The sequence below is a fragment of the Baekduia alba genome (genome assembly GCF_028416635.1).
Lineage (GTDB): Bacteria > Actinomycetota > Thermoleophilia > Solirubrobacterales > Solirubrobacteraceae > Baekduia > Baekduia alba.
The window spans coordinates 5483632-5510083 of record NZ_CP114013.1 but is presented as its reverse complement, the minus strand read 5'-3'; the positions used below and the strand labels follow the sequence as shown (position 1 = coordinate 5510083).

Annotated in this window: 22 protein-coding genes and 1 tRNA gene; 9 read left to right on the top strand and 14 right to left on the bottom strand. The window is 74.1% G+C overall.

Translation table 11 applies throughout. The annotated features are described in order from the left end of the window. The first annotated feature begins 11 nt into the window (after positions 1-11). Entirely contained in the window at positions 12-758 is a 747-nt protein-coding gene (locus DSM104299_RS27525; protein ID WP_272474875.1) for an SDR family oxidoreductase, read from the top strand. Between the two features lie 21 nt (positions 759-779). On the opposite strand, the gene DSM104299_RS27520 is transcribed toward DSM104299_RS27525, so the two are convergent. The 7 genes from DSM104299_RS27520 to kamD all read right to left on the bottom strand — a co-directional run bounded on the left by DSM104299_RS27520 (position 780) and on the right by kamD (position 7029). Next, a complete protein-coding gene (locus DSM104299_RS27520; protein ID WP_272474874.1) occupies positions 780-1721 on the bottom strand; it encodes a hypothetical protein in 942 nt (313 codons plus the stop codon). A gap of 109 nt (positions 1722-1830) precedes the next feature. Further along, complete coding sequence (locus DSM104299_RS27515) at positions 1831-2514, bottom strand: DUF2817 domain-containing protein (RefSeq protein ID WP_272474873.1); 684 nt, start codon at positions 2512-2514, stop codon at positions 1831-1833. 3 nt (positions 2515-2517) lie between these two features. Next, positions 2518-3240: an SRPBCC family protein gene (locus DSM104299_RS27510; RefSeq protein WP_272474872.1), complete on the bottom strand. Its 723-nt coding sequence runs from the start codon at positions 3238-3240 to the stop codon at positions 2518-2520. Further along, positions 3237-3575: an ArsR/SmtB family transcription factor gene (locus tag DSM104299_RS27505; RefSeq protein WP_272474871.1), complete on the bottom strand. Its 339-nt coding sequence runs from the start codon at positions 3573-3575 to the stop codon at positions 3237-3239. Before DSM104299_RS27505 ends, DSM104299_RS27510 begins: the two co-directional genes overlap by 4 nt. 44 nt (positions 3576-3619) lie before the next feature. Continuing rightward, positions 3620-4705, bottom strand: coding sequence for a lysine 5,6-aminomutase reactivase subunit KamB (gene kamB, locus DSM104299_RS27500; protein ID WP_272474870.1), 1086 nt, complete (start codon positions 4703-4705; stop codon positions 3620-3622). Beyond that, complete coding sequence (gene kamE / locus DSM104299_RS27495; protein WP_272474869.1) at positions 4692-5468, bottom strand: lysine 5,6-aminomutase subunit beta; 777 nt, start codon at positions 5466-5468, stop codon at positions 4692-4694. Before kamE ends, kamB begins: the two co-directional genes overlap by 14 nt. Further along, on the bottom strand, positions 5461-7029 hold the full coding sequence (kamD, locus tag DSM104299_RS27490; protein ID WP_272474868.1) for a lysine 5,6-aminomutase subunit alpha: 1569 nt from the start codon (positions 7027-7029) through the stop codon (positions 5461-5463). Before kamD ends, kamE begins: the two co-directional genes overlap by 8 nt. A 167-nt stretch (positions 7030-7196) precedes the next feature. Between kamD and argS the strand changes: the two genes are divergently transcribed. Continuing rightward, complete coding sequence (gene argS / locus DSM104299_RS27485; RefSeq protein ID WP_272474867.1) at positions 7197-8987, top strand: arginine--tRNA ligase domain-containing protein; 1791 nt, start codon at positions 7197-7199, stop codon at positions 8985-8987. Between the two features lie 14 nt (positions 8988-9001). Here the strand turns inward: argS and DSM104299_RS27480 are convergent, their stop codons facing one another. After that, the gene (locus tag DSM104299_RS27480; protein WP_272474866.1) at positions 9002-10762 is read right to left on the bottom strand and encodes a class I tRNA ligase family protein; all 1761 of its coding nucleotides are present in this window, start codon (positions 10760-10762) and stop codon (positions 9002-9004) included. 92 nt (positions 10763-10854) lie between these two features. Between DSM104299_RS27480 and DSM104299_RS27475 the strand changes: the two genes are divergently transcribed. The 3 genes from DSM104299_RS27475 to DSM104299_RS27465 all read left to right on the top strand — a co-directional run bounded on the left by DSM104299_RS27475 (position 10855) and on the right by DSM104299_RS27465 (position 16227). Continuing rightward, a tRNA-Arg gene (locus DSM104299_RS27475) sits at positions 10855-11055 on the top strand. 280 nt (positions 11056-11335) lie between these two features. Further along, positions 11336-13426: a TolB family protein gene (locus DSM104299_RS27470; protein ID WP_272474865.1), complete on the top strand. Its 2091-nt coding sequence runs from the start codon at positions 11336-11338 to the stop codon at positions 13424-13426. A gap of 2 nt (positions 13427-13428) precedes the next feature. Continuing rightward, positions 13429-16227 carry a hypothetical protein gene (locus DSM104299_RS27465; RefSeq protein WP_272474864.1) on the top strand — a complete coding sequence of 933 codons (2799 nt, stop codon included), beginning with the start codon at positions 13429-13431 and terminating at the stop codon, positions 16225-16227. Between the two features lie 57 nt (positions 16228-16284). Here DSM104299_RS27465 and DSM104299_RS27460 read toward each other — a convergent pair whose 3' ends face one another. Next, entirely contained in the window at positions 16285-16464 is a 180-nt protein-coding gene (locus tag DSM104299_RS27460) for a tautomerase family protein (protein WP_272474863.1), read from the bottom strand. Positions 16465-16720: 256 nt separating this feature from the next. Continuing rightward, positions 16721-18115: an MFS transporter gene (locus tag DSM104299_RS27455; RefSeq protein WP_272474862.1), complete on the bottom strand. Its 1395-nt coding sequence runs from the start codon at positions 18113-18115 to the stop codon at positions 16721-16723. Between the two features lie 96 nt (positions 18116-18211). On the opposite strand from DSM104299_RS27455, the gene DSM104299_RS27450 reads away from it, so the two are divergent. Next, positions 18212-18724: a winged helix-turn-helix transcriptional regulator gene (locus DSM104299_RS27450; RefSeq protein ID WP_272474861.1), complete on the top strand. Its 513-nt coding sequence runs from the start codon at positions 18212-18214 to the stop codon at positions 18722-18724. Between the two features lie 27 nt (positions 18725-18751). After that, on the top strand, positions 18752-19354 hold the full coding sequence (locus DSM104299_RS27445) for a LysE family translocator (protein ID WP_272474860.1): 603 nt from the start codon (positions 18752-18754) through the stop codon (positions 19352-19354). 22 nt (positions 19355-19376) lie between these two features. Here the strand turns inward: DSM104299_RS27445 and DSM104299_RS27440 are convergent, their stop codons facing one another. Then, positions 19377-20363 (bottom strand): ArsR/SmtB family transcription factor, encoded by a 987-nt coding sequence (locus DSM104299_RS27440; protein ID WP_272474859.1) that lies wholly within the window; start codon positions 20361-20363, stop codon positions 19377-19379. Positions 20364-20417: 54 nt separating this feature from the next. Here DSM104299_RS27440 and DSM104299_RS27435 point away from each other — a divergent pair, with 54 nt between their 5' ends. Continuing rightward, positions 20418-21647, top strand: coding sequence for an MFS transporter (locus DSM104299_RS27435; protein ID WP_272474858.1), 1230 nt, complete (start codon positions 20418-20420; stop codon positions 21645-21647). Between the two features lie 27 nt (positions 21648-21674). After that, entirely contained in the window at positions 21675-23054 is a 1380-nt protein-coding gene (locus DSM104299_RS27430; protein WP_272474857.1) for an MFS transporter, read from the top strand. Here the strand turns inward: DSM104299_RS27430 and DSM104299_RS27425 are convergent. The 3 genes from DSM104299_RS27425 to DSM104299_RS27415 are packed head-to-tail and all read right to left on the bottom strand — an operon-like array spanning position 22990 to position 26383. After that, on the bottom strand, positions 22990-24036 hold the full coding sequence (locus DSM104299_RS27425) for an asparaginase domain-containing protein (protein WP_272474856.1): 1047 nt from the start codon (positions 24034-24036) through the stop codon (positions 22990-22992). The two genes, DSM104299_RS27430 and DSM104299_RS27425, sit on opposite strands and share 65 nt — an antisense overlap. Next, a complete protein-coding gene (locus tag DSM104299_RS27420; protein ID WP_272474855.1) occupies positions 24033-24899 on the bottom strand; it encodes a polysaccharide deacetylase family protein in 867 nt (288 codons plus the stop codon). Before DSM104299_RS27420 ends, DSM104299_RS27425 begins: the two co-directional genes overlap by 4 nt. Beyond that, positions 24896-26383, bottom strand: coding sequence for a purine-cytosine permease family protein (locus DSM104299_RS27415; RefSeq protein ID WP_272474854.1), 1488 nt, complete (start codon positions 26381-26383; stop codon positions 24896-24898). Before DSM104299_RS27415 ends, DSM104299_RS27420 begins: the two co-directional genes overlap by 4 nt. Positions 26384-26452 lie beyond the last annotated feature (69 nt).

Sequence of the window (26452 nt, the reverse complement as noted above, 5' to 3'; positions counted from 1 at the left end):
GTCGCAACGCCATGCAGGTTGAGGGAGCGGTCGTGCTGGTCACCGGAGCCAATCGCGGGCTGGGGCGCGCGTTCGCGCGCGCGCTCGTCGACGCGGGCGCCGCCAAGGTCTACGCCGGGGCGCGCGACCCCGGCACGGTCACCGACCCCGACGTGGTGCCGGTCGCGCTCGACGTCACCGACCACGCGCAGGTGCAGGCGCTGGCCGAGGAGCTCGGCGACGTGAGCATCGTCATCAACAACGCGGGCATCGGCCGCGGCGCGGCGCCGCTGGGCGGCGACGACCTCGCCGACCACCGCGCCGAGTTCGAGGTCAACTACTTCGGGACGCTGGCCGTGGCGCGCGCGTTCGCGCCCGTGCTGGCCCGCAACGGCGGCGGCGCGCTCGTCAACATGCTGTCGGCGCTGTCGTTCGTCGCCTTCCCGCAGATCGGCAACTACTCGGCGACCAAGGCGGCCGCGTGGTCGCTGACCAACGGGCTGCGCACCCAGCTGCGCGCACAGGGCACGCAGGTCGTCGGCGTGCACGCCGGCTACATCGACACCGACATGGCCGCCAGCGTGACCGGCCCGAAGATCGCCCCCGAGGAGGTCGCGCGCCAGACGGTCGAGGCGCTCGCCACCGGCGCCGAGCAGGTCCTCGCCGACGACGTCTCCAAGGCGGTCAAGGCCGCCCTGCCGGACGACCTCGAGGTCCTGTACCCCAACATCCAGAAGGAGTACGACGCGGCGACCGCAACCGCGGCCACCGCGTCGTGAAGTCCTACAACTGCGACTGAGCTACGCCGTCACGTCGTCCGCTGACGCCGTGAGGTCGTTGAACCGGACGGTGAAGGTGACGGTGGCGAAGCCGGTCGCCCCCGACACGTTGCTGACGGTGAACTGGCCGGCCGGCGCGGCGAACGGCTGCAGCGTCGCCGGGTCGGTCAAGTCGATCGTCTTGTCCGTCGGGAACGAGAACGGGTTGGGCGTCGCGTCGACACGCGGCGCCTTGTCCGGGATCGCGTAGACCGGCGCGCCGCCCGCAGCGTCGTTGGGCTTGGAGGTCAGCGGCACGCCTGCCAGGCCCGGGTTGCCGCCCGCGACCGTCGTGGCCGGCGACTGGGCCGCGGCGGTCATCGACACGAGGCCGGCCGAGGCGACCGGGCTGGCGGCGCCCGTGCCATCCGACTCACCCGAGCGGACGCCTGCGAGCAGCCGGATCGGCACGGCGGTTGCGCCGTTGGGCACGGGCACGATGGCCGTTGCCGTCAGCGTCGCGGCGTTCGCGTCGTCCGGGATGTCGCTGGAGTTGAAGACCGCGCCGGGGACGTCGGTCGTGCCGAGCTGGAGCTTGACCGTCCCGTACTCAGCCGCCGCGAACGCGCTGCCGAGCTTGGTCAGGCCGGCGCCTGCCTGCGTCAGGCCGTCGGCCAGCTTCTTCAAGCCGTCGAGGATCTGCGGGACGCCGCCGAGGACGGCGTTGACGCCGGCCTGCGCGCCGTCGGCCTTGCCGGCCGCCGTCTTGGCGTCGGCGATGCCCTTGGTGGCGTCCTTCGCGGCCTTGTTGGCGGTCTTGCCGGCCTTCGTGGTGGCCTTGCCGACCTTCTTGATGGCCGTGTTCTGGGCCTTGTCGGTCTTCGAGATCTTGGTCTTCGCGCCTGCGGTCGGCGCGCCGACCATGGCGAGCGAGCACGCGGCGACGGCAGCGGTGAGCACCGGCCGGCGAACGGCATGGGACATACGAGGTTCTCCCCTCATGGGACAGATGGACCGGCGCCCGAGACACGACAGGCGCCGGAAAAGAACCTATTTGGCCCGACTCACCAAACGCAAGCGTTTTGGACGCGCTTCATCTCAGGCTCACGAGCCGCGCCACCGCGGCGATCGCCTGGACGTGGCGCTTTACGGCGCGCGGGGAGAGCGTCCCGGCCGGCAGCTCGACGACGAACGACGACGTGCCGGCGAGCCCGTGGTTCTGCCAGCGCGTGGCGGCTCCCGGCAGCGACCCGAGGCGCCGCGCGCGCATGCGGGCGACCGCGGCGTACCTCCGGATCACGGCGGGGTCGGAGCCGCGGGTGTCGTCGACGAGGTCCAGGTGCTGGTGAAACCAGATCGTGACCCGCGGACGCTCGCGCAGGATCGTGGCCGTCGCCGCGCGCGTCTCGGGCTCCGACGCCGCCCGCGGGCCGGACGCGTAGATCCCGGTCTGCGCGCGCCACCCCCACGGGAAGTTGCGGTTGAGGTCGACGCCGTGGGCGTTGCCGCGGGTGCCGCGCGCGCAGCCGTCCGGGTTGATCGCGTCGACCACCAGGAGCTGCACGCCGGGCGGCGGGGCGAGCGCCCGCCGCAGCGCGCGCGTGAGCGCCAGCCCGGCACGCTCGGTCCCGTGGATGCAGCCGACGACGAGGATCCTCTCGGGCGCGTCGCGCGCGCCGAGGCGCACCATCCGGATCGCGCGCCCGCGCACCGAGCGGCCGACGACCTCCGCCACCCGCGGCGCGGGCATGGGCGCCGGCGCGTGGTCGACCAGCACGGCCTAGGCCAGCGGGTCGTGGAGCACGCCGGCCAGGACGACGCCGCCCGGCTCGTCGACCGAGCCGGCGAGCACCTCGACCTCGGCGCCGCCCGCCAGCTCGGCGCCGGCCTCGCGGACGACCAGCACGCCGGCGTCGGCCTCCTCGCCCACGGTGACGTTGATCGCGGTCCGGCCGTCGAGCTCGTGCGGCGGGCCCTGCAGGCGGATGCGGCGCCAGGTGTCGTCGGTCTCGACCGTGAGGTCGCCGAACATGGCCAGGTAGGCCTCGTGGTGGTGGGCCCAGCGGCTCATGTCCGCGCGGTCGAGCGTGTCGCGGCCGGCGAGCAGCGCGTCGAAGGACTCCCAGCACGACTCCCAGCCGGCGGCGTCGCGGGCGGGCTTGCCGGGCTCGTGGACGAAGGTGTGGGTGAAGACGAGCGTGGTGGCCGCCCCGTCACCGGTCAGCTCGAAGCGCAGCTCGTCGGTGCCCCACAAGAACGCGAACACCCGCGGCGGGTCGAACGCCAGCACCTCGCCCGGCCAGACGTCCTGGCCGTGCATGCCGCCGAAGTCGAACTGCATCGACCCGCCGGCGCGCGGCTCGTAGACGACGTCGGCCGGGAACCACGCGCGCAGCTCGTCGGGGTCGGTGATCGCGCGCCAGACGCGCTCGGGCGCGTGGCGCAGCCGGCGCTCGAAGCGCAGCGTGCTGCGGTCGGGGCCGTGGTGCAGGGTGGCAGTCATCGGCGAGGGCTCCTGGTGTCGGGGTGGGCATCGAGGTGGCGCTCGAGGGCTTCGAGCCGGCCGTCCCAGAGGCGGCGATAGGGCGCCAGCCACGCGTCGAGCTCCTGCAGCGGCCCGCCGGGCGCCAGCGCGTAGACGCGGCGCTGGGCGTCCGGGTGGACGTGCACGAGCCCGGCCTCGCGCAGCACCTTGAGGTGCTTGGACGTCGCCGGCTGGCTGACGTCGCTGAGCGCCTCCACCAGCTCGCCGACCGCGCGCGGGCGCTCCAGGAGCAGGTCGAGGATCCGCTTCCGGGTGGGCTCGGCGAGGACGGACAGCAGCGCGGGGGACGCCATGGACGTCGCCGAGTATGCCTCATACGTTATATGCCGGTCAAGGACTACTGGCGTGCGCCGACCAGCGCGCCGTCGCCGGGCTGCCGGCCGGCGGCCGTCCCGGCGACCACGTCGAGCACCGCGACCTCCGGGATCGCGCGCGCCATCTCGGCGCACAGCGTCGCCGAGTCGAAGCGGTGTGAGCCGGGCGCGACGGGGTTGACCGTGACCGCGACCAAGGTGATGGGGTCGAGCACCGCGACGGCGATCCCGCGCGCCGCGCACCGCGCCGCGGACGTCGCGTCGAGGAAGACCTTGGCCGCGTCGTCGGCGACGATCGTCAGCGGCGCCGGCGGGTCGTCGGCGCGCGCGGCGGCGACGCGGGCGACGAAGTCCTCGCACAACGCGCCGCGGACGATCAGGTGCGTCGCGCGCGCCAGCAGCGGGTCGAGCTCCGCGTCGCGCTCGGTGCCGCCGCGCAGGACGACGCCGCGGGGCAGCGGCCAGGTGCCGTCAGGGCCGATCGCCAGGTGGCTGGAGGCCCGGTCGGCGGCGCGGCGCAGCTCGCCGTCGGGTAGGCGCGGCAGGCGCAGGAGCGCCGCGGCGACGGCCGTGCGCCGGACGACCTCGGTCGGGTCGCGATCGAGCACCGCGCCGGTCGCCAGCACGACGCCGTCGGAGACCGACGGGTTGGCCGCGGCGCGCCGGTCCAGCGAGCCGTCGATGATCACGCGGTCGGCGCCGAGCGAGAACATCATGTCGCTCACCACCGCGGTGGCCGCCGCCGAGCCCGGGCCGGCGACCTCGACCTCGCCGGCGTCGAGCATCCGCCCGATCGCGACGACGCCCAGCGGCGTGCGGAACGGCGTGGTCTCGACGAGCTCCACCCGCGACGCGCAGCGGCGCAGCAGCGGCAGCGCGGTCGCGACCAGCGCGCCGGGCGCCAGCTCGATGCGCGGCTTGACGATCGACGGGTCCAGGACGTCGCGCGCCTCGCCGTCGCGGCCGACCGAGGTGACCCCGACGACCTCCCCGCGGTCGCCCAGCCCGGCGACGATCGCCCGCAGCGCGACCGTCTTGCCGACGTTCTTGGCGGTTCCGATGATGGCCAGCCGGCGGCAGGACGCCGCCAGGGCGTCAGCCGCCGGCAACGGCGCTCTCCGCCCGCTCGATCGCCGTGCGCGCCAGGTAGGACGCGACGTGGTGCGGGTACGTGCCCTTCGAGAAGCCGGCGTCGTAGCCGAGCTCCTTGGCGAGCTCGTCGGAGATCAGGGGGCCGCCGCAGCAGAGGACGATCCGCTCGCGCAGGCCCTCGGCCTCGATCATGTCCACCAACTGCGTGAGGTTGCCGACGTGGAGGCCCTGCTGGGTGACGGTCTGCGAGACCAGGATCGCGTCGGCGTCGACCTCGATCGCCTTGGCGATCAGGTCGCCGTTGGAGACCTGGCTGCCCATGTTGTAGGCCCGGAACCCGCGGTAGGCCTCGAGGCCGTGGTGGCCGTCGAACCCCTTGAGGTTGAGGATCGCGTCGATGCCGACCGTGTGCGTGTCCGACCCGGTGCTCGCGCCGACCACGACGAGCTGACGGCCGACGTGCTCGTCGACCAGCGCGTCGATCTCGTCCAGCGTCAGGTGCTCGTCGGCCGAGCGCTGGTCCTGGGTGCCGTCGTAGATCACGGTCTGCCCGCACAAGGCGTACAGGATGAAGTAGGTGTAGCCCTCGGTCAGCGACTGGGCGTGGACGACGTGCGGGTCGGCGAGGCCCATCGCCTCGACCAGGTCGATCGCCGCGCGGCGACCCGCCCGCGTCGGCGCGACGGGCAGCGTGAAGGCCATCTGCACGAGGCCGTCGCCGGTGCGGTCGCCGTAGGGGCCGACGCGCTCGCCGGTGCGCTCGGGCGCGTTCTCAAGCATAGGTGGCCTCCACCATCGCGTCGGCGAACGGGTTGACGTACTCGGGGGCGACGGCGACGATCCCGTCCGCGCCGCGGCCGCCGGTGCGCGCGCGCGACACGTCGCCGAACGTCGCGTCCTCCAGCGCCTGCAGCAGGCTCGTCTCGCGGATCTTCTCGAGCATCGCGAGCGCGCTGTCGAGGGCCTCGGCCGCGTGGCGCTGGATCATCCCGCCGGGGCGGAAGACGAGCTCGGTGCCGACGTCGCGGGCGAAGCGCTGCACGTACTCCGCGTTCTGCAGGCCCAGCACGCGGTCGTGGATGTGCGGCGTGTGGATGCCCTCGCTCGGCGTGCCGATCGTCTGGATCTCCTGACCGGTGGCGACGGTGACGAGGTTGAACAGCGTGTCGGTCGCGTGCGTCCGGAACAGGTCGCCGTTCATGTGCCGCGTCGGCGGCATGTACTTGATCGGGCAGTCCGGGAACAGCTCGCGCGTGAGCGCGGCGTAGGCCCACTCGTAGAGCAGCCCGTTCTCGACGGCCGGGTCGACCTCGAACGCGCTGCCGACCGCGATGTGCTCGGTCGGCACGCCGGCGCGGCGCGCCAGCGCGAAGTTGATGAACTGCGACGCGACGACCGACGGCGCCGCCTCGATCGCGTCCGCAGTGCGCAGGTAGTTGTCCTCGCCCGTGTTGATGGTGATGCCGAACATCCCGTTCACGCGGCGCGAGAACTGCTGGTCGATCAGCGTCCGGACCGGGTTGAGGTCGCGGTAGAGGATCCCGTAGAGCGCGTCGTTGACCATGTTGTCGAAGCCCTCGATCGCGCCCATCACGGCGATCTCCGGCATGCACAGACCCGAGCAGAAGCTCGACAGGCGGATGTAGCGGCCGTGATCGACCGACCACTCGTCCATCGCCTCGCGCATGATGCGGAAGTTGGCCTGCGTGGCGAACGTCCCGCCGTAGCCCTCGCGCGTCGGCCCGTAGGGCACGTAGTCCAGGAGGCTCTGCGCGGTCGAGCGGATCACCGCGACGATGCCGCCGCCGTGCTGGGCGACCGCGCGGGCGTGGACGACGTCCTCGTAGACGTCGCCGGTCGCGGTCAACACGTAGGCCAACGGCGCCGGCGAGTCGGCCAGCGTCGCGGCGAACGCCCGGCGCTCCCCGCGCGCGGCGGCGATCGCCGCGACGGCCCGGCCCGCGCGGGCCGCCATCAGCTCGTCGACCTCGCGCCGATCGCCGACCTCGAAGTCGCAGACGTGCAGCTCGCCGCGCGCGGTGGCCTCGGCGATCGCCTGCGGCGTCGCGCCCGTGTGGAGCATCGCGCAGCCGATCCAGTAGGCGATGCCGCGGTCCAGCTGCCCGCGGCGGGCGACGCTGTCGACGAGGACGTTGGGCAGCGGCGCGTCGTTGGCGTCGACGCCGTCGACCCCGAGCAGGCGGGCGACGGCGCGTTCGATCGAGAAGGTGGTCCTGCGCTCGGTGATCCGGCAGACGTCGTCGACGATGCTCTCCGCGGCCGCGCGGCAGGCGGCGGCCTTGGTCGGATCCAGCCCGAGGGCCGCTCGATCGGTGGTCATGCGCGGTGACGCTACGGGTCGGTCGGGCCCCGAACCAGAGCCGGCTGGCTTGGCTGGACGTGTCCGCGAGCGGCGATCCTGCCGATCGGCATCGGCTCGTGTTGCGCGCACCGATGAGCAACTGCCATTGTCGAGCGCTCACCGGTCCCTGAGCGAAGCGAGGTTCCATGTTCGACGAGCGCGGCACCCCTCAAGACGACGACCAGCGGGCCGCCGTCCCTAGGAGAGCTGAGCGCCTCGGCGCTCTTCGCGCCGCGGTGCGCTCGATCTCGACCGACGAGCACGGCCTGAAGCTCACGGGCCTGCGCAGCCACGGGCCGTCCGATCTGGCCGCGGTCCTGCGCGACAGCTGCGACAGCAACAACACGCTCGTGCATGCGACCCAGGCGCTCGGCGACGAGCCGGACGTCGCGGTGGCGCAGCGGGCGGGCCGTCGCGTGCTGCTGAGGCTCGAAGACGACGTGATCGCCGAGATGGGCGAGACGCTGGAGCACGGCGTCGCGGATCTCCAGCCGGCGGAGGACTCGGCCTTCGCCGGCACCCGCTTCATGATCCAGTTCCTGGATCCCAACGCGACCAAGGCGCTCCACGTCGGGCACCTGCGCAACGTCGCGCTCGGCCAGGCCTTCCGCTGCGCGCTGCTCGCGGCCGGCGCGGACGCGTGGTCGCGCAGCGCGATCGGCGACGCGGGCCAGCAGATCGGCGAGGCGATGGCCGGCTGCGTCCAGTACGGCGGCGGCCGCGCGACGCGCGCCCCCGGCGTCAAGGGCGACCGGGTCGTCGGCGAGTGGTACGCGCGCTACGTCGCGGAGAACAGGGTCGCGGTCGTCGACGAGGACGAGGCCGCGCTGGTCGACGCGCCGTGCGCGCGGGAGGTCATCTGCCGCGACGACCTCGCGACGCGGCTGCTGAGGCGCTGGCAGGACGGCGACCCGGAGGTGCGCGCGATCTGGCGCGACATCCGCGACTGGGCGGTCGCCGGGCAGAACGACACGCTGGCGCGCCTGGGCGTCGTCTTCGACGTCGAGATCTCCGAGGCCGAGACGTTCCCGCGGATCGCGGACTTCGTGCGCGAGGGCCTGGCGCGCGACGCGATGCGCCACGCCGCCAGCGGCGCGCTGGTCTACGAGACCGGCGACGAGGACTACCCGGTCTTCGCGCTCGCCCGGCCCGACGGCTTCCCCACGCAGAACCTCCGCACGCTCACGCTCTGGTACGAGCTGATGCAGCGCCTCGACGACGCGCAGGTCATCAACGTGGTCGGCGAGGAGTGGCGTCCGCACACGATCTACGTCCAGCAGATCCTGCAGCGGATGGGGATGGGCGTGCCGGTGCTGCCGACCCACGACGTCGTGCACGGAATGATCTGCGCCGTCGAGGGCGCCGACATGAGCTCCAGCTGCGGCGACGTCGTGCTCGTCGACGACCTGCTCGACGCGCTCGCGGCGTCGCCGCAGCTGCGCTCGCTCGCGGTCTGCGGGCGGCCGGGCTGCGACGCCGAGGACCTCGGCGTCATGGCGGCGCTGGCCTTCTGCCTCAACCGGCCGCTGTCCAAGGGCATGGTCATGAGCGCCGAGCGGATCCTCGATCCGCAGGCCAGCTCGGGCATGCTGCTGGCGCGCGCCTGGTCGAAGGCGTGGTCGCCGACCTCGGACGGCGCGGCCGCGCCGGCGCCGGACGATCCGGCCTACCGCTTCGCGGTCATGTACTGCCAGTTCCAGGCCGACGTCCTGGAGCAGGGGCTGGCGACGCAGGACCTGCTCGGCGTCATCCGCTCGGTCACCCGCATGGCGAAGTGGTACGTCGGGACGCCGTCGAGCCCGGCCGTCGACCGCGTGATGCGGTCGCTGCTGACGCGCGGCCTGCGCGCCCTGGGCGTGCAGTCGGCACCGGTGGCGTTCGGCGCCGCCGAGGCCGTCGCGGCCGCGCCGCCGCTCCTCGCGGCGGCGCAGCGCTAGGCGCCCCGCCGGCCTCAGGCCGCGACGCGCTCGGCGTTGGCCCGCGGCCACGCCGCCGCGGCGACGGTGCCGGGCTGGCCGGACCGCTCCCACAGCTCCTCGGCCACGTGCGGCGCGAGCGGGCTGACGAGCTTGACGAGCAGCAGGACCGCGGCGGCCACCGCGTCGCCGCCGGCGTCCGCATCGGCGCCCGGGCGCGTCTCGAAGTCCTCGATGCGGTCGAGCAGCATCTGGACGTTGCGGGTCGCGCGGTGCAGGTCCAGCGCGTCGAGGTTCTCGGTGATCTTGACGATCGCGACGTCGCACCAGCGGTCCAGGCGACGCAGGTCGGGCGTGTCGCGCCGGCGTGGCGCGTCGAGGTCGAGGTCCGCGCGGCCCGCGATCCGCGGCGCGGCGAACGCGGCCAGGCGCTCGAGCAGGCGGCGCGCGTGGGTGAGCGTCGCGGGGCTCCACGTGAGGCGGTGCGACGCGGCGGCCTCGTGCAGGATCGCGAGGCGCAGCGCGTCGGGGCCGGCGTCGGCCAGGACCGCGTCGAGGTCGGGCGCCACGGCCGGGGCGTCGACCGGCTCGCAGACGAACGCGCGCCGGAAGGGCTCGCCGTCGTCGACCGCGCCGAGGTCGCGCAGCGCCTTGCCGATCGTGCGCATGTCGTGGACGGCGTCGCCCGAGTCGGCGCCGGCGATCAGCGTGGTGTCGTCCAGCTCGCCGGGTGCGCCTGCGGCGCCGGGCGCCGCGACGGGCACCATCCAGCTCAGCGCGTCGAGCAGGTGGTGGTCGAGCGTGCCGCCGTCGGGCCGCGCGACCCCGCCGCAGTCCGGGCAGTGAAGGTCGTCGCGCGCGTCGTGGTCGAGCGGCAGCGCGTCGAGCGGCGCGGCGACGATCCCGCAGTCCTCGCAGTGCAGCAGCGGAACCGGGACGCCGACGCCGTCGGTCGCGCTGAGCGGCAGGTCGGGCGTCGCGAAGCGCGCCGCGGGCTGCGGCTTGGTGCGCTTGCCACGGTAGTTGTAGGACGTGGTCGTTGGCCCGGCGTAGGCGTCGTGCAGCGCGGCGTCGGCGCGGTCGGCCTTGGGGATCACGAGCAGGGCGGACGCGCCGATGCGGCCGTGCACGGAGCCGCTGATGGCGACCGGCAGCAGCTTCTCGACGGACGGGACCCACGCGAAGAGGCCAGTGGCCATCACCCGCGACGGGTCCGTGCGCAGCGCCGCGAGCTCGTCGCGCGCCTGCGGCGTGCGGACCCAGCTCTCGACCTCCGGGTGCTCGGGCGACAGCGCGACGAGCGTCGCGAGCGAGAGCTTGTCGGCGTGCTGGGTGAAGACCGCCAGCGCGGTGCCGTCGATGCCCTGGGCGAGGAGCTCGACGCCCTCGACCGGCGCGAGCACCGACGCCTGCCACGTGCGCGCGCGCTCCGACCACGCCTCGAGCGCGGCCAGCCCGCGATAGTTCTCCTCCAGATAGCTGGAGAGGCGCAGCACCCATGGGCCGTTCGGCGCCGGCTGCTCGATCGCGCGCCGGGCGCGCAGGCGCAGGAACAGCCACTGCGCCCACGCGCGCGCGGCCGGGTCCGAGAACGTCGCGACCTGCGTGAGCGACAGGCCGAGCCGCTCGAGCTGGTCGCGGGCGGGCCCGGCGGCGTCGAGGGTGGCGGCGTAGGTGACGGTGTCCCCCCTGGCGCGGCGGTAGCGCGCGCGGGCGTCGGCGATGACGGTGGTGCGCAGCTGGTCGAGGGTGAGGCCGGCGCCGCGGAGCGGTGGGACGAAGATGTAGGTGCTCACCGCTCGCACGCTACGCCCGCGCGCGCGAGCCCCACCAGAGCCAACTGGCTCTTGTGGGCACGGCCGGACGCCCTCTACCTTGCAGGGACCGCGCGCCCGTAGCTCAAATGGTCAAGGGTGAGAAGCGAGCGTTTGTCGTGGAGTGTGAGCGGGGCCTTCAAGCTGGAGGGACATCGTCCCGGCCGGCGGCTCTTCAGCAGAGATGTCGCTCAGGCTCGACCCCAACGTGAGTTACATCTGAAGAGCAGCGGCCTCCTAAGCCGCCGATGCGGGTTCGATTCCCGTCGGGCGTATAGCAGCAGGGACACAGCAGGGATCGGGACGAGGGCGGCCACGCGGCCGCCCTCTTTTTTGGTCGCCTGTCGGCCTCCACCACTAAAGATCCACGCGTAGTCTTGACTTCAAGGTACGCGCGGGTTTATGGTCGCGGCCGGCGTCCGTCCCCCTATCCCGTGGACGCCTGTCCCAACAGGAGGAGCTGTCGTGCTTGCAGGAGCAGGCGGTCGCGCTGGTACGCGTCCGCGCATCTCGCCGTGCCTGGTCGTCGCGATCGCCACCGTCGTCTCAGCGCTCATGGCTCCGGGAGCGTTGGCCGCCACCGCGCCGCGGGCCTACGAGCTCGTCTCGCCCGTCGACAAGGGCGCGGCGGACGTCGGCACCGGCGCCGGCGCCATGGCCGACGGCGACGCGGTCGCCTACGTCAGCTACGGGGCGTTCCCGGGCACCTCGAACGCCGACTTCGGCACGATCTACCGCAGCCAGCGGACCGGCTCCGGCTGGACGACGGACGTGCTGTCGCCCAAACAGCCGTTCCCGGCCAACACCTCGCTCGCGACGACGTTCAACCCCGAGGACTTCTCTGCGGATCTGCGCACGCTCTACGGCATCCCGTTCAACGCCCCGGGGCCGATGACGCCCGGGGACACCAACCAGTCGATCGACGTGTACGCCAGCACCGTCGGCGGCGAGCTCCACTGGCTCTCGCCCGGCGTGGATCCCAGCGCCCCGGGCGACTCGGTCTACCAGGGTCGCTCCGACGACAACCGGCACGTCGTCTTCGAGTCCAGCAAGCAGATCCTCCCCGACGTGCCCGGCGGCACGAACGAGGTCTACGAGCTCGTCGACGGCGCGCCGCGGCTGGTGTCGACGATCGACGTCGGCGGGACCATGCAGCCCGCGCCCAACGGCGCGACCTACGGCGGCTCCAGAGGCTCACCGTACCTCTACGCACCGGCGGACCGCCGCGCGGTCTCGGCCGACGGCTCCCACGTCTTCTTCACCGCCGACACGCAACTCTACGTGCGCCTCGACGGGACCACCACGAAGCTCGTCTCCGCCTCGCAGGTCACCGGCTCGGTCGGCGACCCGGCACCCTCGGGCGCCCAGTTCGCCGGCGCGTCCGACGACGGCCGCTTCGTGACCTTCGTCAGCCAGGATCCGCTGGTCGACGGCGCGGTCGGCGGTGGCCTCTACGCCTACCGGGTCGACACGGGCACGTTGCGCCTGCTGGCCGAGACCGACGTGGGGTACCCGGGCGGCAACGTGCGGACGGCGCCGGACGGGTCGCGCGCGTACTTCATCACCGTGCACGAGTTCGACGGCCAGGGTCAGGACATCTTCCCGAACCTCTGGGTCGTCGATGCCGACGGCACCAGGCACTTCATCGCGACCCTCAGCACGGGCGACACGTCGCTGGCGATCGGCGGCGAGAACCAGAACCTCGTCGCGATCACCGGCGACGGGAAGAAGCTGGCCTTCGAGAGCCTCGCCAACCTCACGCGCTATGACGCGGGTGGCGCACGCGAGGTGTACGTCTACGACGACGCCACCCAGAAGCTGGCCTGCGCATCCTGCCCCGCGGGCGGCGCCGACCCGGCGGGCGACGCCGACCTGCACAACCCCAACAACTACATGAACTCCGTGCCGCGCGGGTTCACGACCGACGGCGGGCTGTTCTTCGAGACGCCGCAGGCGCTGGCCGACGCGGACACCGACGCCAAGTCCGACGTGTACGAGTACGTCGGCGGGCGCGCCGAGCTGATCTCGACCGGCACGAGCACCGACACGCACTACGTCGACAGCTCGGCCGACGGCAGCTCGGTGTTCCTGCTGACGCGTGACTCGCTCGTGCCGGCCGACATCGACCACGGCTACCAGGACATGTACGTGTCGCGGGTGGGCGGGGGTTTCCCGGACACGTCGACGCCCGGCTGCTCGGGCGCCGCGTGCCGCCCGGGGCCCTCGCCGCAGCCGGCGGCGCCGGCCGCGCCGGGGACCGCGACGGCGTTCGACGTCACGCCCGGCACGGCAGGTGAGCCGGCGCCGACGTTCAAGGTGTCGGCCATCAGCGCCGCCGCCCGTCGCGGCTTCGCGCGCACCGGTCAGCTGACGCTGAAGGTCAAGGTCAGCGGGAGCGCGGTGCTCACGGCCACCGGCCGCGGCCAGATCGGCAAGCAGCGCGTCACGATCGCGTCCGGCGCGACGCACCGCCTCAGCGCGGGCTCCGCGACGCTCACCGTCAAGCTGACCAGCGCCGCCAAGCGCGCGCTGGTCCGCAGCGGACGCCTGACGATCAGGCTGACCGTCGCCTGCAGCGACACCACGCGCGAGGTCCACGCGACGCTCGTCCTGCACCACGCCAACAGCACGAAGGGCGGTCGCTGAGCATGGCCGCCAAGACCCTCCCCACGCACGAGGTCCCCGCGATGTCCGTTCCGCCCCGTCGCGTCATCCGCCTGGCCTGGCGCGGCCTGGCGCTCGCGCTCCTGCTCGCCCTGTTGGGCACCGCGTCGGCGCTCGCCGACGCGCCGTTCGGCGCCTACGACCTGACGGTGTCGTCGAGCACCACGCAGGCCGGCGGCCACCCGGACCTGACCACCGGCTTCGCCCTCAACACGGTCGACGACCCGAGCGGCGTGGACGTGGCGACCGACCCGCCCGTGGGCGACCCCGGCCACGTGCCGCACACCATCTCCCCGACCGAGCCGCTGCGCGACGTGCACCTGGCGCTGCCCGCGGGCCTGGTCGGCGACCCGACGCACGTGCCGCAGTGTGACCCGGCGATCTTCGGCGCGGGGCTGCTCGGCGGGGTCGCCTGCCCCGACGACAGCGCCGTGGGCATCGCGCACCTGCTCATCAACCTCGGCTACGGCGGGCTACAGGACATGTACTTCCCGGTGTACAACCTGCGCCCGAGCGACGCGGAGCCCGCCGCGTTCGGGTTCTCGGTGGTCGCGCCGAACGTCGAGATCCGCTTCGCCGTCCGCGCGTCCGACGGCGGGCTCACCGCCGTGATCAGCGGGATCAACCAGGCCGCGCGCATCTTCCGGCAGTCGCTGACGCTGTGGGGCGTGCCGGCGGATCCCTCCCACGACGCGGAGCGCGGCGCCTGCCTGACGGCGAACACCGCGGACGACGGCGATCCCTCGACGCCACCGCCGGCGACGACGTACTGCCCGGTCGCGGGGCCGCGCGTGCCGCTGCTGCGCAACCCGACCACGTGCACCGGCGAGCCGTTGACGACGACGCTCGACGTGGCGTCGTGGACGCACCCCGACCGCGCCGTGCGCACGACGGCCACGTCGCCGGCCGTCACCGGCTGCGACGCGGTGCCGTTCCAGCCGACGATCGCGCTGACGCCCGACGGCGGGTCGGCCGACGCGCCGACGGGCCTCGACGTCAAGCTCGACGTCGCCCAGAACCGCGACCCGGACGGGCTCGGCGCCTCGGACCTGCGGCGAGCGGTCGTGACGCTCCCGGAGGGCTACTCGATCTCGCCGTCGGCCGCCGACGGGCTGCAGGCCTGCGACGCCCAACATGTCGGCGTCGGGGGCGACGGGCCCGCCGACTGCCCCGCGGCGTCGCGAATCGGCAGCGCGACGATCCAGTCGCCGATCCTCGCCAGCCCGCTGAGCGGGCCGATCTACCTCGGGCCGTCGCCGTCGCCGGGCAAGTACCAGGTGTTCCTGGTGGTCGAGGGCTCGGGGGTCCGGCTCAAGCTGCCGGGCGAGATCGCGACCGACCCGACCAGCGGCCGGATCACGGCCACGTTCGACCAGACGCCGCAGCAGCCGTTCGACCACTTCACGCTGCACTTCGACGGTGGCGACCGCGCGGTCCTGGCCGCGCCCGCCACCTGCGGGACGGCGGAAGCGTCGGCGACCCTGGTGCCGTGGTCGGGCACGAGCCCGGTCACGGCGACCGCGCCGATGACGCTGGCCGGCGGGGCCTGCCCGGGCTCGGTGCCGTTCGCGCCGCAGCTGTCGGCGGGCATGGTCGACGCGCGGGCCGGCTCGGACTCCGCGTTCGCGCTGACCGTCGCGCGTGACGACCGGACCCAGCCGTTGGGCGCGATCACCTCGGTGACGCTGCCCAAGGGGCTGACGGCGCACGTCGGCGCGGTCCCGCACTGCGGGGCGGCCGCCGCGGCGGCCGGCACCTGCCCGGAGGCGTCGCGCGTGGGCAAGGTGGTGGTGTCGGCCGGCGCCGGCGCGCACCCGTTCGGGTTGACCGGAACGGCCTACCTGACCGACGGGTACAAGGGCGCGCCGTTCGGCCTGAGCCTCGTCGTCCCGGCGATCGCCGGTCCCTACAACCTGGGGACCGTCGTGATCCGCTCGGCCATCGAGGTCGCGCACGACACGCAGATCACGGTCAAGACCGATCCGCTGCCGCAGGTGCTCGCGGGCATCCCGCTGCGGCTGCGCGCGGTCGGGCTGGTCCTCGACCGGCCCGGGTTCATGGCTCCGCCGACGAGCTGCATCCCCAGCGCGGTGCAGGCCGTCGTGAGCGCGCCGGCGGGCGGGCCCTCGGCCACGCTGTCGAGCCGCTTCGCGATGAGCGGGTGCTCGAAGTTGAAGTTCACGCCCAAGATGGCCATCAAGGCCGTCGCCAGCACCAAGCAGGCGGGCGCGGGGCTCCACGTCGCGCTCACCCAGCCCGCGGGCCAGGCCAACCTGAAGGCGGTGGCCGTCTCGCTGCCCAAGCAGATCGTCATCAAGCTGAAGGCGCTGGGCAAGGTCTGCACGGCGGCGCAGCTGGCGGCGATCGCGTGCCCGGCCGCGTCGAAGGTCGGCGGGGCCAGCGCGACGACGCCGCTGCTGTCGCAGCCGCTGAAGGGCGCGGTCTACCTCGTGCAGTCCGGCAAGTCGCTGCCCCAGCTCGTGCCGGTGCTGCAAGGCAGCGGCCTCACGGTGCCGCTCATCGGCGCGACGACGTTCTCGAAGGCCCGGCTCGGGACGGCCTTCGCGGCCATCCCGGACGTGCCGATCCGCACGTTCGACCTCGACCTCCCGCACAACAAGCGGGCGTTCCTGGAGACGCAGAAGCTGCCGTGCCGTGGCGCCGGTGCCGTGGTGACGTTCACCGCGCAGAACGGCGCGCACTTCAAGCGCACCGTGCCGGTGACGGCGCGCTGCGCGAAGCCGGCGTCGAAGGCCAAGAGCACCAAGAAGAAGAAGGCGTAGGACATCGCGCGGGGTCGCCGGCGCAGGCCGGCGACCCCGACGCGTCGAGAGGTCGTGTCAGTCGGCGGCGAGCTTGCCCGCGTGGCCCCAGCTCTCGCCGTCGTACTCCGAGAACCACACCTGGACGGTCTCGACCGGGATCCCGTAGGTCCGCACGAACGCATCGGTGATCCCGGCGACGAGCGCGCGCTTCTGCTCAACGTCGCGAGGCCCCTGCTTGATGGACACGATCGGCATGGAAGCTCCTGTTCCTTCGCTGGTTGGAGCGTCGCACGCTACGTTCGGACGGGCCGTCGGCAAACAGCACTTCGGCATCGGGCGAGACCGATCGCGCATGGCTCCGTCGGGCCGCGCCGACGTCCTCGGCTGCGGGAGATGGCCGACAAGACGGGGCTCCTCGGGGCCGACGGCGCGCGCCATCACGCCGATCGCTGGCTGGCGGCGTGGAACGCGCACGATCTCGACGCGATCATGGCGGGCTAGTCCTGAGGCATCAGCCCTCGACGCTCGCGCGCGCCAGCGTCGCGGCGCCGACGGCGCCGGCCGCGCTGATGGCCGCGGCGATCCGGGCCGCCCGGTCCCAGCCGTGGACCAGCGCCGCCGGCGTCCTGCCGCCACCGGCTGCCACCGCGACGACGAGCGCGATCCCCGCCGCGCCGCCGACGTAGCGCGCGGTGTTGTTCGCGCCGCTGCCCATGCCGGGCCGGTTGGCCGGAACCGAGGCGACCGCGAGGCGACCGAGCGCCGCGTTGACCAGGCCGGTGCCGACGCCGGCGACGACCAGCCCCGGGATCAGCTGGAGCCAGCCGTCGCTCACCGACAGCTGGGCGACCGCCACGAGCCCCGCGGTCGACAGCGCGAAGCCCACCGCCAACCGATGAAGGGTGCTGATCTTCGCGGGGAGCCGCCGCGCGTTCCAGGCCACCGCCATGCTCGCCGCCGACCAGGCCGCCAGGACCGCGGCGCTTCCCAGCGCGGAGAGCCCGAGCGCCTCCTGGAGCAGCGTCGGCAGGTAGCTCATCGTCGCGATCAGCGACACGCCGGTGACGAGCGCGCCGCCGATCGAGGCCACGAACAGCGGCGTGCGCAGGAGCGCGAGGTCGACCATCGGATCGGCCCGGCGCAGCTCGGTCCGGCCGAAGGCGGCCAGCGCGAGGATCCCGACCGCCAGCAGCGCGAGCGTCGTCGGTGAGGTCCAGCCGTCGCGAGCGGTGACGAACCCCGCGGTCAGGGCCGACGCCGACACCGCGAGGGTGAGCGCACCCGCGACGTCGATCGCGCGCGGACGATCCGACCGCGACTCCGACGCCCTCCCGGCCGCCGCCGCCAGGCCCAGCGCGAGCGCGGCGAGCAGCCCGTGGACGCTGCGCCACCCGGCGACGTCGCCGATCACGCCGCCCAGCAGCGGGCCGAGCGCGATGCCGCCGCCGACCATCGCGCCCCAGATCCCGGTCGCGCGGGTGCGGTCGGCGCCCGCCGGGAACGCGTGGCCGATCATCCCGAGCGCCGCCGCGAGCAGGCAGGCGCCCGCGAGGCCCTGCGCGACGCGGGCCGCGACGAACGCCCCCATGGACGGCGCCGCGGCCGCCCCGGCGGTGGCGACGGCCAGCGCGACCGCGCCGCCGCGCAGGACGCGGCGCCGGCCCAAGTCGTCGGCGACCGCGCCCGCGGTCAGCAGGCCCGCGGCGAGCCCGAGGCTCATCGCGCTCAACGCCCACGTCGATCCCGCGACGCTGGCCCGCAGGTCCGCGGCGGTGGCGTGCGCGGTGGAGAGCAGCGCCGTGAAGTCGACGAGGACGAGCAGCGTCGCGATCGCGGTGACGGCGAGCGTCACCCGCGCCTCCTGCTGCTCCGCGTCCGCGAGCAGCCTGCCCGCCACCGTCGCCATCGGCCCATCCTTCGGTTCGGTCATTGAACTCATCGCGGCCCGGAAGCTAGCAGACAGAAGTTCGATGACTGAACTCGTTGCTACGCTGCGCGCGACATGCTCGGCAACACCTACGACCATCAGCAGTGCTCGATCGCCCGCGCGCTGGAGGTCGTCGGCGAGCGCTGGACGCTCCTGGTCGTGCGCGACGCGCTCTACGGCGTGCAGCGGTTCTCCGACTTCGCCGAGCGGCTGGACATCCCGCGCGCCGTGTTGTCGGACCGGCTCCGCAGCCTCGTCGAGCACGACGTGCTCGAGCGCGTGCCCGACCCCGACCACCGCGGACGCTCGCTGTATCGCCTCACCGCCCGCGGCCGCGAGCTGTGGCCGGTCGTCCACGCGTTGGCGAGCTGGGGGTCGCCGCTGGCCGGCGGCGACCGCGGGCACCGTCAGTTCCGCCACGCTGCGTGCGACGCGCAGCTCGACGCCAACGGACGCTGCCCGACCTGCGGCGCGATGCCCGCGGCGGAGGACGTCCTGACCACCTGGCACGGCGCCGCGCCGCCCGACGACGACAGCGTCAGCGCGATCCTGCGGCGGCCGCACCGGCTCACCGAGCCGGTGGGCTGACCGGCGGGTCGCGGGTAGGATCGCTGCGTGCTCGTCCTGTCCTTCCTGCCCGTCGCGCTGCTGCTGACGATCACGCCGGGCGCGGCGACCGCGCTGGTCGTCCGGCACGCCGTGGTGCGCGGCCGTCGGGACGCGTGGCACGCCACGCTCGGCAACGCCGCCGGGGTGCTGGCGTGGGCGGTGCTGGCCGCGGCCGGCGTCGCCGCGGTGGTCGCCGCGTCGGCGGAGGCGTTCATGGTGGTGAAGATCGTCGGCGCCGTCACGCTGCTCGTGCTCGGCGTCCAGTCCATCCGCCACGGCAGGGCACGACCGGCCGCGTCGCGCGCGACGCGGCCGGGGTCGGCGTTCCGGCAGGGCCTGGTCACGAGCATGGCGAACCCGAAGCTCGCGGTCTTCTTCGTCGCGCTCTTTCCGCAGTTCGTCCCCGACGGCGCGCCGGTGCTGCCGTCGGCGCTGCTGATGGCGGCGACCATCGTCGCGCTGGACCTCGTCTGGTACTCGGCCCTGGCCTACACGGTGGCGCGGGCGCGCCGCTCCTTCATGGACGGCCCGTGGCTCGGGCGCTTCCAGCAGATGAGCGGCGCCGTCCTGATCGGCCTCGGCCTGCGCCTCGCGGCCGAGCAGCGCTGAGCGCCGCCGCGGCGCACGCCGATCAGGAGCCGCCGTCTCGCGCGTCGCGCGAGACGAGCCGATCGCCGAGCTCGCTGCGGCGGTACACCACGCGGCGACCCTGGCGGGCGCGGTCCACGAGGCCGCCGCGAGCGAGGATCTGCAGGTGCTGGGACACGGCGCCGGGCGTGACCTCGAGCAGCGTGGCCAGGTCGACGGTCGCGCGCGGCGTGTCGAGCGCCGACAGGACGTCCGCCCGGCCGCGGCCGAGGAGCGCGGCGAGCTCCGCCGGCGCGCCCGGCGTCGTGTCCCAGACCGCCGCCGCACCCCGCGCGGGGTACACCAGGACGGGCGGAAGCTCGCCGCTGATGTTGACGACCGGGTGGCGGGCGAAGACGGAGGGGACGAGCGGGAGCCGGCGCCCGGCGACGTCCACCGTGAGGTCGAGCTCGGGCGCGACGTCGATGGCCAGCCCGCGCCCGTCCCAGGCGACGGCCGGATGCAGTTGCGCGAGCAGCGCGCCAAGTCCCTCTGTGATGAGGATGTGAGACCAGTGGGCGACGTCGGCGCGCACGACGGCCCGGATCCGGGGCCACAGGTGGTCCAGCGCCGCGCGGTGGTACGCCGCGACCGTGGCGCACACGTCGTCGAGCAGCACCGCGGGCGCGCGGAGGCCGCGCTCGAGCACCGCCGGCAACGCGGCTCCGAGGTAGGACGCCTCCAGGTCGGTGCGCAGGCGCTGAGGTGCGGTCGCGCGCAGCTGCGCGAGCTCGAGCGCCAGGGGCGGATCGGCCGTGTCGGGGAAGGGCGACAGGAAGTCGGGAATCCAGCCGCGCGGGCTCACGAGCGCGTCGAGCAGCTCGGTGTCCATGCCCGTGAGGCGGTCGTCGATCTCGGCCTCCCACGCGGTCGTCACCGGGTTGAGCCCGCGGCGCCCGCGGCGTTGGAGGCTCGTGACGACCTCCTGCATCGGCGAGATGGCGAAGCGGGTCGCCGCCAGGTCCTCGCGCTCGAACTGCAAGATGAGCATGCAGCTCACGCTAAATCAATCGCCGGCCGGCGGGCGGGCCGTTGTGATCGGGGCATGCCGTCTCGCCCACGCGGAACCCGCCGTCTGCTGCCCACGACGGGGCCGGAGCGGACGCTGGCGCTGGCGCTGGCGACGCTCGTCGACACGCTGGGCAAGGGCGTCTTCCTGTCGGCCGGCGTCATCTTCCTCACGCGCAGCGCCGGGCTGAGTGCTCACGCCGTCGGCCTTGGCCTGACCGTCGCCGGCGTGGCCGCGCTGGCGTGGGGCGTGGTCATCGGCGACTGGGCCGACCGCCTTGGCGCGCGTCGCGTCCTCACCGCCACGCTCCTGCTCGAGGCGGCGGCGACCGCCGGCTTCGCGGCGACGCACTCGAACGCGGTGTTCCTGATCGCCGCTGTCCTCGCCGCGATCGGCGCGCAGGGATCGACGAGCGCGCGCGGGGCGCTGATCGCCGTGATCGCCGGCCCGGAGGCGCGCGTCGAGCTCCGTGCGCGCCTGCGCTCGCTCACGAACCTGGGCATCTCGGTCGGCTCGGTCCTCGGCGGGATCGGGTTGGCGGTGGACAGCCGGTGGGCCTACCTCGCGCTGATCCTCGGCGACGCGGTGACGTTCCTGGCCGCGGCGGCGGTGGTCCAGCGGCTGCCGGACCATCCACCGACGCGGCGCGCGCCGTCGGGCCGCCGCTGGATGGCGCTCGCCGACCATCCGTATCTCGCCGTGACGGCCGTCAACGCCGTGCAGTGCCTCAACTTCACCATGTTGACCATCGCGATGCCGCTCTGGGTCAGCCAGCGGACGGCCGCTCCACGCTGGCTCGTCGCGCCGCTGCTGCTCATCAACACGGTGGCCATCGTCGTCCTGCAGGTCCGCGCCACCCGCGACGTGAAGAACCCCGTGGCGGCCGGGTTCGGGCTGCGGCGCGCGGGCGTCGCATTCGCCGTGGCCTGGACGGCGATGGGCCTCGCCGGCGGTGCCGGACCGTCGGGCACGATCGCGCTGCTGGCCGCGGCGGTCGGCGTCCACACGGTGGGCGAGCTGTGGCAGGCGGCGAGCGGCTTCGAGCTCAGCTTCTCGCTGGCCCATCCCGACGCTCAAGGCCAATATCAAGGGGTCTTCGGCCTGGGTCAGGGCGTGGCGAGCGCCGTCGGTCCGATCGTGGCCACCGGCGTGTGCCTCAGCGCGGGCGCGGCAGGCTGGGCCGGGATGGGGCTGCTGCTCGCGGTAGCCGGCTGCGCGGCGCCGGCCACGGTCGCGCGGGCCCTCCGGCAGGCCGAAGTTCGATGACGCTCGAACTTCGTGTACGGTTGTTGCATGACTATCGAACATCGTCGCGGCGTCGTGGTGCTCGCGCTGGTCGCGTCCTTCATGGTCTTCGTCGACGGCACGATCGTGAGCCTCGCGCTCGCGCAGCTCGCCTCGCACCTGGACGCCTCCCGCGCCGAGCTGGAGTGGGCGATCAACGCCTACACCCTCTCCTTCGCGGCCGTGCTGCTCGGCGCCGGGGCGATCACGGACACGCTGGGCGCGAAGCGTGCGTTCGTCGCCGGGCTGCTGATCTTCGCCGCGTCCTCCGCCGTCTGCGCGGTCGCCGGGTCGATGGTCATGCTCAACGTCGCCCGGCTGATCCAGGGCGCGGGCGCCGCGCTGCTGCTGCCCAGCGCGCTCGTCCTGGCCACGGCCTCCGCGACCGACGAGCGGGCGCGGCACCGGCTCGTCGGCTCGTGGGCCGCGGCCGGGGGCGTCGGCATGGCGGCCGGACCGCTGCTGGGCGGGGCGCTCGTCGCGCTCGTCGACTGGCGTGCCGTGTTCGCGGTCAACGTGGTGCTCGGCATCCCCGCCGCGGCCTGGAGCATCCGCTCGATGCCCGCCGTCGCACGCGGCAGCCGGCGCCTGGACCTCGCCGGCATGACCACCGCGACGGTGTTGATCGGTGGGCTGATCTTCGTGCTCATCCAGGGTCCCGCGCAGGGATGGCTCAGCCCCGCGGTCCTCGTCGCCGCCGCGCTCACGGTCGCCGGGCTCGCCGGCTTCGTCTGGGCCGAGCGGCCCACCCGGGCGCCGCTCCTGCCCCCGGGCGTCTACGCCGACCGCGGGTTCGTCGGCACCGCCGCGCAGGGCGCGCTGTTCAACTTCGCCTTCTACGGGCTGCTGTTCGCGATGAGCCTGATGCTCCAGCAGGGCCGCGGGCTCAGCGCGATCGCCAGCGGCCTGCTGTTCCTGCCGCTGACCGCCCCGATCGCGATCGGCAGCGTCTGCGCCGCGCCGCTGGCGCAGCGCATCGGCCGGCCCGCCGTCCTGGGCATCGGGCAAGCCGTCCTGGCCGCCATGTTCCTCGCGGTGGCGTGGGCCAGCACGGCCTCCGCGCTGTGGCCGCTGGTGCTTGCCCTGATCCCCGTCGGGCTCACCTCGGGCCTGCTCGTGCCGACGATGACGTCGCGGTCCCTCGCCGCCGTCGAGCCGGCGCTGCACGGGGCCGCGTCCGCGGTGTTCAACACCTCCCGCCAGCTCGGCTCGGCCGTCGGCATCGCCACCTTCGGCCCGCTCCTCGGCGCGACCCACAGCCTCAGCGACGGGTTCATCACCTGCCTGGTGGTCGGCGCCGCCGCCACCGCGGTCGCCCTCCTGCTCACCGCGCTGACCCGGCGGCCGGCCGCGGTGCCGGCGGCGGCCGCGTGCCGCTCGCATGCGTGAGCGCGAAGTCGGCGACGAGCCCGCGGACGGCGGGCGGGTCCAGGCCGTCGCCGAGCGCCGCCATCAGCAGCACGCGCGCGTGGCTGGTCGCCAGCCCGTCGAGGAAGAGCGCGCCGGCAGCCGCGATGTCGTGGCCGCCGCCGGCGCCGTAGACGGGTTGGACGGGGCCGTCGGCGCAGCGCGACGTCACCCCGACGAGGACGCCCGCCGCCACGAGCGCGCCGACCGCCGCGACGACGGCCGGGTTGGCGTTGCCCAGGCCGAGCGCCTCGACGATCACCGCGCGTGCGCCGAGGGCGCCGGCGGCGGTCAGCAGGCGCGCGTCGTCGCCGACGCCGAGCGTCACGACGAGCACGTCGGGATCGAGCGCCGCCGGGTCCAGCACCGGCGTCCGGTGGCGCGGGCCGGACTCCGCCGCCGCCATCGCGAAGCGCACGCGACCGTCGCGCACGGTCGCCTCGGCGGGCGCGCCCGGCGGCGCGAAGGGCGCCGGCGCGACGGTGCTGCGCTTCACCGCCGCGCGCGCACGGTCGGCCCGGCCGCCGAGGCAGACCAGGACCCCGCGGTCGCGCGCGTCCGGATGGCGCGCGACGGCGTACGCGTCGCGCAGGTTGCCCGGTCCGTCGGCCATCGGATGGCCGGCATGGCGCTGGGCGCCGGTGAACACGATCGGCGCCGCGCCGCCGTAGAGCAGGTCGCACAGGAACGCGGTCTCCTCCAGCGTGTCGGTGCCGTGCGTGACGACGACGCCGCCGACCCCGGGCCGCGCGGCCTGGTTCGCGGCGACCCGAGCGACGTGTAGGACCTGCTCCAAGGACATGGCGTAGGACCCGGTCCGCAGGAGCTCGACGACCTCGACCGCGGCGCCGTCGTCGGCGACCGCCGCGAGCTCGGAGCCCGCGACCGCGGCCACCACGCCGGCGCCGGCGCGCGGCAGCGAGGCGATCGTGCCGCCGGTGGTGAGGAGCACCGTCCGGCTCACGACGGCGCTGGATCGTCGAGCACGCGCGCGGCCACCTCGCCGCACGTCAGCAGCTCCACGTCGCCCAACCCGCGGGCGAACTCGACGAACCGCTCGACGTTGCGCAGCCGCGACGGGCGGCCGGTCAGGAAGGGGTGGCAGCAGATCAGGCACAGCGACCCGGTCGCGCGCATCGCCTCCAGCTCGCCCGTCCACAGCTCGAGCACCTTGCGCGGCAGCTCGATGTTCTGCCCGATGTCGGGCTCCGGCACGAACGCGTACTGCTCCCAGTCGTCGAGCGACCAGTGCACCGGCAGCTCGGCCAGCGCCGGGCGCCCCGCGCCGGGATCGATCACGTACGGACGGTCGTCGTCCATCAGCGACGAGTCCCACCGGATCCCGTACTCGGCCAGCAGGTCGAGCGTGTACCGCGTCTGCTGCCAGAGCGGCGCCCGGTAGCCGGCCGGCGTCACGCCGTGGGCCGCCAGCGCGGCGAGCCCGCGCTCGAGGTCGGCGCGCTGCTCGTCGGGCGAGAGCTGGACGAGCGGGACGTGGCGGTGCGAGTGCAGGGCGACCTCGTGACCGGCCTCGAGCACGGCGCTCAGCGCGTCCGGCCAGCGCTCGACGGTCGCCCCAGGGAAGAAGAACGTCGAGCGCACCTCCAGGCGGGCGAGCAGCTCCAGGATCCGCGGGATGCCCACGCGTGGGCCGTAGGCCTGATGCGACATCGTCGACAGGTGCGTCGCGTAGCGCTCGTCGACGGCGAGGATCGGGGTCTCGGCGTCGACGTCGAAGCTCAGCGCGGCCACCGCGGCCGCGCCGCGCCGCCAGTCCGGCGGCGGGTCGCGGCGCGAGGGCCAGTCCAGGCGCGGCGTGTCGCTCACGCCGTCTCCAGCGTGCGCTCGGGCGCGGGCGCGGGCGGGGGCACGCGCGCAGACGACGGCGGGGGCGGCGCGGCGCCCGCCGTCCGCCGGTCGGTGCGCGCGACGAGCAGCCAGTAGGCGAGCGCCGCGACGCCACCGCCCGTCAGCCACGAGAAGTCGCTGTTGCCGACGGCCACGGCGACCGGTCCCTGCATCGCCGTCACGAGCCCGTACTGCCACGCCCATCCCGCGACGAGCCCGAGCGCCAGCGCGACGAGCGCGCCGACGTTGACGTCGCCGTGGCGCGCGCGCGTCTCGTCCCGGTACAGCTCGGCGACGTCGACCCGCCCGCGTCGCACCGCGAAGAACTCGACCAGCAGGATCGCCGCCCACGGGCTGATCCACACGATCAGCGACGACATCCAGTTGTCGAACGTGCCGGCGAAGTCGTCGGCCTGCACGAAGACCGCCAGGACCGCCGAGGCGATCACGCCCGCGATCAGCGAGACCTTCCAGCGGGCGACGCGGACGCCGATCGTGAGCGCCGCCAGGCTGCATGAGTAGAAGTTGAGGATGTTGGTCGCCACCGGCCCGTGCAGGATGAGCAGCAGCACCGGCAGCGACATGACGCCGAACGCCGAGATCACGAGGTCCGACGGGTCGGCGCCCGCCGTCCCGCTGGCGACCGCCGCGCCGAGCCCGGCGAGCCACACGGTCGGGACGAACATCCCGAGGCCGGTCGCCCAGAAGACCTTGCGCGAGGACTCCGTCGGCCGGACGAAGCGCGTGTAGTCGGCCGCGTAGACCAGCCAGGAGATCGCCCAGCCGACGCCGATCGCGGTCATCAGCTGGGTGATCGCGGTGAACTTGTCGGCGCCGTGCGCCGTGCCGTGGGCGAGGTGGATGTCGCTCTTGGTCAGCGCCAGGACCGTCATCAGCGCCATGATCGCGGCGGTGATCGGCACCGTCCACCGCTCGAAGCTCTTGATCGCGTAGAAGCCCCAGACCGAGATCACGACCTGGACGATCATGACCACGGCCGCGACGGCGTACTTCAGGCCGTCGCCGCCATGGACGCCGACCTTGCCGAGCGCGCCGAGCGAGAGGTCGAGGACGACCCACGTGTTGACGCCGATCCACGCCATCGTCAGCAGCATCTGGACGGCGGCCGGCACGTACGCGCCACGCCGGCCGAACGCCATGCGGGTCAACACCATCATGTTGACTCCCGTGCGGTGCCCCATGATCGAGAACAGGCCGAAGATCGCGCAGCCCCCGAGGTTGCCGACGATCACCACCGCCATCGTCTCCAGGAACGAGAGCCCGAGGACGATGCCCAGGGCGCCGAGCACCCAGTTGATCGGCGCGATGTTCGCGCCCATCCAGATCCAGAACTGGTCGGTCGCCGTCGCGGTGCGGTCGGCGGCGGGCACGGCCTCGATGCCGTGGACGTCGAATGTGGCCTCGCCCGCACCGGTCGGGGCCGTCGTGGTTGCTGCGCTCATTCGCCTCTCTCCTCCAAAGGGTGGCAGGTTGGGCGCAGCAGACCGCGTCCGCGGTCCGGAGTGAAGTAG